The organism is Vulcanisaeta sp. EB80 (assembly GCF_002078205.2).
Genome location: NZ_LCWN02000084.1, coordinates 1 through 8,294 on the forward strand (window position 1 = coordinate 1; position 8,294 = coordinate 8,294).

Here is an 8,294-nt window from a genome sequence, read left to right on the forward strand (position 1 = left end):
GGCTCCCGGGCTCGTGGTGATTACATGCCTTACAGTGATTATGATGTTGCTGTGGTGTTTAGGAAGGTTCCTGATGAAAGAGAGTTAATGCTTAGGATTAGGGGATTAAAGCCTGGTGGTCTATCCCTAGATCTCTTAGTACTTAGCGTTGATGATTTGAGCGACCCAGTAATTAGGGAGATGCTTAAGGGCTGCGTTATTTTGTATGATGGTTTAGACCTTAGGGATTCATTGCTTGGGCTTGGTTGTAGGCTTATGCAGGGTTGATTTCAAGCACCGTCTTTATGTCGTCGTGCGTCCAGGTGTACGCCTCTTGGTAATTTTCGAGGGTTGCCCTCTTTGTTATTAACTTAAGCGGCCAATTATTGAACTCCTCCTTAGCCCTCCTCAAGTGCTCAAGGGCCATCTCGAAGTGCTTAATTCCTGCATTGACAGAGCCAACAATGACTTTATTGTTGAGCACCATGCTCGTCATCAAACCACCAACCTCACTCATCGAGCCACCACTGGGATAGACACCAAGCAGTACGTAGACACCGTTGGGTGCTAGGTGGTTTAAGCCCTCAATAGCGACCTGGGGCGATCCTGTGGCCTCAACGACTATGTCAAACTCCCCAGTTACTCGCTCTACCGCGGAGTCCACGTACTTACCGCCCAACTCAAGGACTAACTTCGCCTTTAGGCTTTCGGGTGGTCTTGTGGCTGTGGTTACTGTGGATATGCCCATGAGCCTGAGCACCATCGTTGCCAGTAAGCCCACGGGGCCGGCTCCAAGCACCAGGGCTGTCCTTGGTTTCCAGTCAAACCTTGCCTGCCCAATCCTGAGCCCCATGTCTATGCCCTTCTCAACCACGGAGAGTGGTTCGGTGAGTACGGCTACGTCTAGTAAATCCTTAGGAACCTTAACTAGGTACCTCGCATCTGTCACGGAGTACTCGGCGGCATGTCCATGGAGACCCCAGATACCATGCTCAAGATAGTGGCCCACCGGGCAGAAGTCCACGGGTAGGTCGCAATTAAATGGTCTCCTCACTGTGGGTACTACGATGTCGCCCACCGATACGTTGTCGACACCATCCCCGAGCTCAGCCACCGACGCCACAGCCTCATGACCAAGGATCAGGTATTCGCTACCTTCGGGTGCCTTACCGTACTTTCCTTCGATGATTTCCTTATCAGTACCGCAAATACCAACCCTAATGGGCTTAAGGAGTGCCTGGCCTTTACCGGGGCTTGGTTTTGGTACGTCCCTTAGTCTCAGTGATTCAGGTACTCCAGGTATTACTGTGACTGCCCTCATAAAAATGAATTATTTTAGGGTATATTTAAGTATAGGGTTGATTTTATGGTCCCTTCATTAGGACTATTTCCTCATCGCCATCCTTCAATATCTTCTTCACTGCCTCGTAGACTTCATCGACGAATATCGGCCTACCGGTCACCTTAACCACTCTATGCCTTATTTCAATCCCAGTCCTCTCCCTAATTACACTGGCCGCCTGTGATTCATAGTTCGACTCAACATCAATTATTAACTGACCCCTACCTAGGACCCTCCTCACGAACTCGGTTGGGAATGGTATAAACATCCTTAACTGTAGGAAGTTGACCTTGTAACCCTCGTTGCTTAGTACGTTCATGGCATCAATTATTGCACCCTTTGTTGATCCCCAACCAACTATTGTTACATCCGCATCCTCTGGACCATAGAGCCTAGCCTTGTCCTCCAGCGGTATCTCCTTATCCGCAAGCTCCAGCTTCTTCATCCTCTTCTCATACATCTCTGTCCTGGTTACTGGGTCCTCCGTTATGTGGCCGTACTCATCGTGCTCATCCCCCGTCAACCAGAATATTGGGCCGAGCCCTGGTATTGACCTTGGTGACACACCGTCCTTCGTAATCCTAAACCTTCTGTAATTATTTTCGTCCTTTGTAACAATCAATCCCCTATCAATCTTTAATGATTTCTTATCCAAGTCCCATATAACTGTTGAGTAGGAGTTTGCCAAAGCCTTATCGACCAGGTGAAAGACCGGCATTTGATACCTCTCAGCCCAGTTGAGCGCCTTGAATGCATCCTCAATAGCCTCCCTGTGATCACCGGATGATATCACTATCCTTGGGAATTCGCCATGCCCCATGTGCATCACGAACCTTAGGTCGGATTGACTATTCCTGGTCGCCATCCCAGTACTAGGTCCAGACCTCTGGTAGTGCGTTATTACCACGGGCACCTCATTCATCCCAGCAAAACCGACACCCTCGACCATGAGGCTTAAGCCCGGCCCCGATGTTGCAGTTGCAGACCTAGCACCAGCTATACCCGCACCTATCGCCATGTTTATTGCTGATATCTCATCCTCAGTCTGCACAACCACAATGCCAGCCTTCTCAAGGGCCTTGGCTTCCTCAGTGACTGGGTCTAGGTCCACGGTATCGTGCGCCTCTATGAAGAAGGACTCATCGGCAGCTGGCGTTATTGGGTAGTACGTCTGGAATCTTAGCCCACCGAGTATTTTGCCCATGGCCACTGCCTCATTACCGTTAACTATGATAGCCCTAACACCCCTCTTAATTGGTGATAGTGTTATGTTGGTTTTCATGGGTTTCGCGTATTCGTAAACCACCTCAACAATCGCCTTATTATACTCAAGTAACTTACCCCTCCTACCAGTGAACACATCCTCAAGCCCTTTAAACACGTACTCCATTGGTAATCCCATGGCTGCCGTTGAATACGCAGTCATAACAACGTTGGAGTACCTACCAATTAGTGATGGTAAATCAACATCATGAAGCTTCTTCTTAACCTCCTGGAGTAGGTCTGCGTAGTGCATTATCATGACGTTAACACCATTACTCCTCAGATAATCCACGATGCCCTTTACCGTTGGCTCAACACCAGCCCTGCTAAACCACTCCCTAAGCCTATCCTTCAATTCATCCTCCATGTATTGTAGCTGATCAAGCCTTGTGTTGAAGGTCGATGTATCAACAACAACGTAACCACCACGCTTAACGTCCTGGAAGTGGGTGAACACGGTCTCTGCGTCCAGGGCGACCAAAACATCAATGGGGCTCAATAGTCCTCCTCTAGGTTCATCACTAACCCTAACCATGAAGTAGCTATGCCTACCCTTAATGTTTGAGAAGTACTCCCTATCACCAATCACGTAATAACCAGCCCTCGCTACAGCCCTCATGAACACGTTGGCACCGGTATCAATACCACCACCCTGGGGTCCGCCTATGACCCACATTAAGTCAACAGGCATTGTACCAAGTCTACCTAGACCTATTTATTAACTCTTCTCCCATTGTAGAAGATAAAGATATGCACCGTAGATAAGACGATGTAATTATTCAATATTAATCATTATAATTCAAAGCTAGACCTAACTAAGTTTTTATAAGCACCTTACCAATCCTGGAACTATTCCTCATAAACTCCAGTGCATCACTAAACCTATCCAATGGGTATGTGACTGCAATAACGGGCTTAACTAAGCCGCTACCCAATAGCCTAAGTGTCTCGGCTACATCGGATCTATTTGAACGTACATTACCAATAATTGATACATCCTTCATTATTATATAACCAAGCCTAAGTGCGTATGTTTCGTCTGGATTAACATTACCAATAATTATTGCCCTACCACCCATACGAAGGCTTCTCAATGACTCATCAAGCGTTGGCGTACCGACAGCCTCAATAACCACATCAGCACCGACCCCATCCGTTAGGGACTTAACGGCATTGCTGAATTTCGATGCCACGACAACATCATCAGCAAACCGCCTAATGAAGCTCGCCTTATCCTCAGATCTCGTAACCGCGATTACCCGCGCACCCATTGCCTTGGCCAACTGCACGGCATGGATACCAACACCACCACTAGCTCCTGTAACAACAACCGTCTCACCTCTCATAAGCCCAGCCTTTTTTAATCCCTTATATATCATGGCCAGAACGCATGGTGTTAATACAGCCAATTCATCAGGTACGTTATTGGGGACCTTAACTATGGCATTAGCGGATACCCTGGCATACTCGGCAAAGAAACCGTCTAAGTTCTCACCATAACTACCAGCATTAACGCAATACGCGTCTAACCCACGTAGACAAAACTCACAGGTACCATCAGGCTCATGCAGTAGCGGCACAACCCTATCTCCCGGCTTAAACCTCGCGTCCCTTGACTCAACCACAATACCCACCGCTTCATGTCCAAGCACGATGGGGTACTTCATTCTGGGGTAGTAGCCCGCGAGTTGTAGGAGGTCTCTGTAACATAGCGCGGCGTAGTTTATTTTAATCAGCACTTCACCATCACTAATCTTCGGCAATGGTATATCCCTAACCTCGTACTTGCCCTTCTCATAAACAACAACAGCCTTCATTAAACCTCAAGGCTGCTCGGTACTTTAGAGTAAAAAGTATTACGTGGCAAGTATCCCCATTTACACCTTCAACTCGACCCTAGCCATGCCGTAATCCTCGGGCTTCATATTGTACAATTCATCGATTAGGTGAAGCTTCAGTGTGGCTGGTCCTGAGGATTTCCTCTCTGCCTTCTCTGCGGCTATCTCAAAGGTGACCAAACCCTCGACCGAGGCTACTAGGAAATCCCTATTCACTGCCATGAAGCTGGCTATGACTGAACCAACCATACACCCCGAACCGGTTATGTACTGGAGCATTGGTGTTCCATTACTCACTATGGCATACCTCCTGCCATCTGATACGTAGTCCCTAGGCCCCGTTATAACCGCAGTGACGCCATACTCCCTAGCCAACTTCTCAGCAACATCAATATTCGCTTCACCTAGGGAGTCGACACCCTTAACCATACCTGCGCGACCAGCCAGCGCCATCATCTCGCCACCATTCCCCTTCAAGACGCTGACCTCAACCTCGTTCAATATCCTCAACGTCGTCTCGGTCCTAAGTCTCGTGGCACCTGCACCTACTGGGTCAAGCAACACAGGCACATTATTTTTAGATGCAGCCTTGCCAGCCAGTATGAACGACTCGATCCACCTATCATCGAGCGTACCAATATTTATATAAACCACGTCAGCCTTCGCCGCCAACTCCTCAACCTCCTCCTTCGCGTGAGCCATTATTGGCGAGGCACCGACCGCCAGCGTCACGTTTGCTGCATCGTTCATTACCACGTAATTCATTAGGTGGTGAATTAGGGGTCTCCTTGATCTTATCCTGCCCAGGTCTTCCCAGTACGGTATTGCCATCATTCATCCTGATAATTAACTTATTAATAAATCATAAGCCGTTTATCAGAATAAAACGCAAGGTAAACTAGGTAATCACTTAACTACCTAACCTGCCTAACGACCTCGTTTATCGCATCCAATAGTCTCTCCGCCACAGGCATTGGTGGTACCGTTGCCCTTAGGCAGTCCTGGCATAGAGGCTTACCGCCCAGGTTCCTGAGTACGAAACCCCTCCTATCCAACTCGCTATGCACCAAGTCCGGGTTCTTGGCGTGGAATGTCACGAAATTGGTCACCGTCCTCAGCGGTGCCACGCCCAACTCCTCTATCTTCCTAATCATGTACTCGCGAACAAGGATCATCCTCTCTATGCTCTCGCTCACGTAATGCCGCAGCTGCAGTGCCCTCATTACCATGGCCATTGATGGATAGGGTATATTGTGAGGTAGCGAGAGTCTCCTTAGGGCATTAATGACCTTTTCCGAGGCGACCACATAACCAACCCTAAGCCCAGCCAGGCCCCAGGCCTTGGAGAATGTCCTGACAACAGCCACATTATCATAATGCCTAATTAAATCAATGAGAGACACACCGGCAAACTCTGCGTATGCTTCATCGATTATGATCAACGAATCTAACTTGGACACCACGTACTCAACATCGCCCCTACTAAACAGGTTTCCCGTTGGGTTATTAGGATTGCACATATACACGACGTCAGCATCGACTCCAGCCTTAATTACAGCATCCACATCTAATTCATAATCAGGCCTTAGCAGTACCTCGGCAATCCCAATTCCCATGGACTCGGCCAAGGCCCTCGGCATTGAGTACGTCGGCTCCACAACGAGTAATTTACGATTGCCGTGCAGGGCTACTTGTATTAAAAGCCTCAGGGCCTCATCACCACCGGCTGTCGAGAATATGTTATCACCATCGACACCTACGTGCTTGGCTATGGCATTGTTGAAGGAGGCGTTTAGTGGCTCCGTGTAGTATCTAACCAGGTCCGGCTCCAGCAATACCCTGAGGACCTCCTCGTAGTACTCCCTAGGTAGGAATAGGTTTTCGTTGAAGTGCAGCCTATACTTACCGAGGCCCACGTTAGGCTCCTCATAGAAGGCTATACTCAATACCCTGGTCCACGGTGCAGCGCTCACGCCTCCTACGTGATTATTAGTCTAAATAAGCATTCCCTCAGTATATATAGTAATCGTTATTTAACCCCTAATACTACGAACCCCCGTGAGGGTGGACAAAAACGAGCTTGCCAAATTGTTCACTAGGATGATGGACCTGGGAAGTTACGTTGATAGAGTTAGGCCCATTATTGATGAGGTTAGAAGAAACGGTGATGACGCACTGATTATGTTCACCAGGGAGTTCGATGGCGTTGAGCTTAAGGGGCTTGAGGTGAGTAGAGATGAGTTGGGCAGGTTAGTTGGTTCTGTGGAGCCTGGTGTGGCGAGGGCTATTGATTATGCCATTGAGTCTGTTGAGAAGTTAAATGCTAGGGCAAGGCCTGTGGATGTGATGGATGAGTTCATGGGACTTATGAGACGCATAAAGTGGGTCCCCATTGATAGGGTTGGTATTTACGTGCCCAAAGGCTATTTCTCAACACTAATAATGACCGGCGTGCTTGCAAAGGTGGCTGGCGTGCGTGAGATCATAGTAGCGACACCACCGACGAGAGACGGCACCATAGCGCCGGAGATCGCCTATGTGGCTGTTAGGCTTGGTGCCAGGGTATTCAAGGTTGGCGGTGCCCATGCGATAGCCGCCATGGCCTTTGGAACGGCTACCGTGCCCAAGGTCGATAAGGTTGTTGGTCCCGGCAATGTGTATGTTCAGGCTGCGAAAATACTGGTTTCCAACCACGTTGGCATTGACGGTATCGAGGGACCAACGGAGCTAGCGATATGCGCAGGACCTAGTGTTGACCCACCCATCGCCGCCATGGATTTGGCAGCACAGCTCGAGCACGCATCTGCCATAGGCGTAGTGCTGTCCTGGGACGAGGATTACCTGACCAGGGTTGAGGCTGAATTGGCAAAACTCGGTGAACTACCATACGTATCAGCCCTAGTTGATGATGCGAGGGACTGCGTTAACGTGATCAACGAGTTGGCTCCCGAGCATGTGTCGATATGGGGTGCTGATATACCAATTGATGGAATAAGGAACGCCGGAGCTATATCTATAATGACCCCATCAGCCCTAATCGACTACATAGCTGGGCCAAGCCATGTATTACCAACAAATGGCTCAGCCAGGTGGCGTGGTGTGTTGACTCCCCTGGATTTCATGAAGCCAATAGCTACCGTGGAGGTTATCAACGCCGCAGAGGTTATGAAGCTTGGGGACTTGGGCTATGCCCTGGGCCTTAGGGAGGGCTTCGTTAGGCATGCCGAGTCAATAAAGACTTGGTTAGGTAGACTTGGGTGATGAACTTGAGCAATGAGTGTGATTTTCTCAGAACTCTTGAGGATGTTATTGATGATAGAATATTGTCTAAAAAACAGGGTAGTTACACATACTCGCTCTACCTCGGTGGTGTCCCACTCATTACGAAGAAGGTTGGTGAGGAGGCTGTTGAGGTTGTGGTTGCGGCAATGGCTAATGATAAGGATTGGGTCATTAGGGAAACGGCGGACCTAATTTACCACCTACTTGTTTTGCTTAGGGTGATGGGTTTAAGTATGGATGATGTGTGTAGGGAATTAAGAAATAGGCATAAGGGGTGATCATGTTGAGGATCGGAGTTATTAATTATGGCGTTGGAAACCTGGGCAGCGTAATAAACGCACTACGCAGAGCCGGAGCGGACCCCGTAATCATAAATAATCCACCCGAACTAAGGACCGTGGATGCCTTAATACTACCGGGCGTCGGCTCCTTCGACCCAGCCATGAGTAAGTTGAAACCAGTGAGCAACGAACTGAACAGCGTCAGAGGTGTAATACCCATACTTGGCATATGCCTAGGGCTCCAGCTGATGTTTAGTGGGAGCGATGAGGGTGAATTAAATGGTTTAGGTTGGTACAGTGACCGTGTTA

General features: G+C 48.8%; 8 protein-coding genes and 1 pseudogene. 4 read left to right on the forward strand and 5 right to left on the reverse strand.

The annotated features are described in order from the left end of the window. Nucleotides 1-267, forward strand: a 267-nt coding sequence (locus B7L70_RS11100) for a nucleotidyltransferase domain-containing protein (protein ID WP_081228250.1), incomplete at its 5' end; no start/stop codon positions are given. Here the strand turns inward: B7L70_RS11100 and B7L70_RS11105 are convergent. From B7L70_RS11105 to B7L70_RS11125, 5 genes are all read right to left on the reverse strand, one after another. After that, the gene (locus B7L70_RS11105) at nucleotides 254-1,300 is read right to left on the reverse strand and encodes a glucose 1-dehydrogenase (protein WP_081228251.1); all 1,047 of its coding nucleotides are present in this window, start codon (nucleotides 1,298-1,300) and stop codon (nucleotides 254-256) included. The two genes, B7L70_RS11100 and B7L70_RS11105, sit on opposite strands and share 14 nt — an antisense overlap. Nucleotides 1,301-1,343: 43 nt before the next feature. Continuing rightward, nucleotides 1,344-3,275, reverse strand: a complete 1,932-nt coding sequence (locus B7L70_RS11110) for a 2-oxoacid:ferredoxin oxidoreductase subunit alpha (protein WP_081228252.1) — start codon at nucleotides 3,273-3,275, stop codon at nucleotides 1,344-1,346. Nucleotides 3,276-3,399: 124 nt separating this feature from the next. Then, nucleotides 3,400-4,401 (reverse strand): acryloyl-coenzyme A reductase, encoded by a 1,002-nt coding sequence (locus B7L70_RS11115; protein ID WP_081228253.1) that lies wholly within the window; start codon nucleotides 4,399-4,401, stop codon nucleotides 3,400-3,402. Nucleotides 4,402-4,461: 60 nt separating this feature from the next. Continuing rightward, nucleotides 4,462-5,253 carry a hydroxyethylthiazole kinase gene (gene thiM / locus B7L70_RS11120; protein WP_081228254.1) on the reverse strand — a complete coding sequence of 264 codons (792 nt, stop codon included), beginning with the start codon at nucleotides 5,251-5,253 and terminating at the stop codon, nucleotides 4,462-4,464. 83 nt (nucleotides 5,254-5,336) lie between these two features. After that, on the reverse strand, nucleotides 5,337-6,395 hold the full coding sequence (locus tag B7L70_RS11125; RefSeq protein ID WP_081228255.1) for a histidinol-phosphate transaminase: 1,059 nt from the start codon (nucleotides 6,393-6,395) through the stop codon (nucleotides 5,337-5,339). An 85-nt stretch (nucleotides 6,396-6,480) separates the two neighbouring features. On the opposite strand from B7L70_RS11125, the gene hisD reads away from it, so the two are divergent. The 3 genes and pseudogenes from hisD to B7L70_RS11140 all read left to right on the forward strand — a co-directional run. Beyond that, on the forward strand, nucleotides 6,481-7,683 hold the full coding sequence (gene hisD, locus B7L70_RS11130; RefSeq protein WP_081228256.1) for a histidinol dehydrogenase: 1,203 nt from the start codon (nucleotides 6,481-6,483) through the stop codon (nucleotides 7,681-7,683). Nucleotides 7,684-7,688: 5 nt separating this feature from the next. Then, complete coding sequence (hisE, locus tag B7L70_RS11135) at nucleotides 7,689-7,982, forward strand: phosphoribosyl-ATP diphosphatase (RefSeq protein ID WP_255408867.1); 294 nt, start codon at nucleotides 7,689-7,691, stop codon at nucleotides 7,980-7,982. A 2-nt stretch (nucleotides 7,983-7,984) separates the two neighbouring features. Then, nucleotides 7,985-8,294: pseudogene (locus B7L70_RS11140) on the forward strand (imidazole glycerol phosphate synthase subunit HisH); the annotation flags it as partial.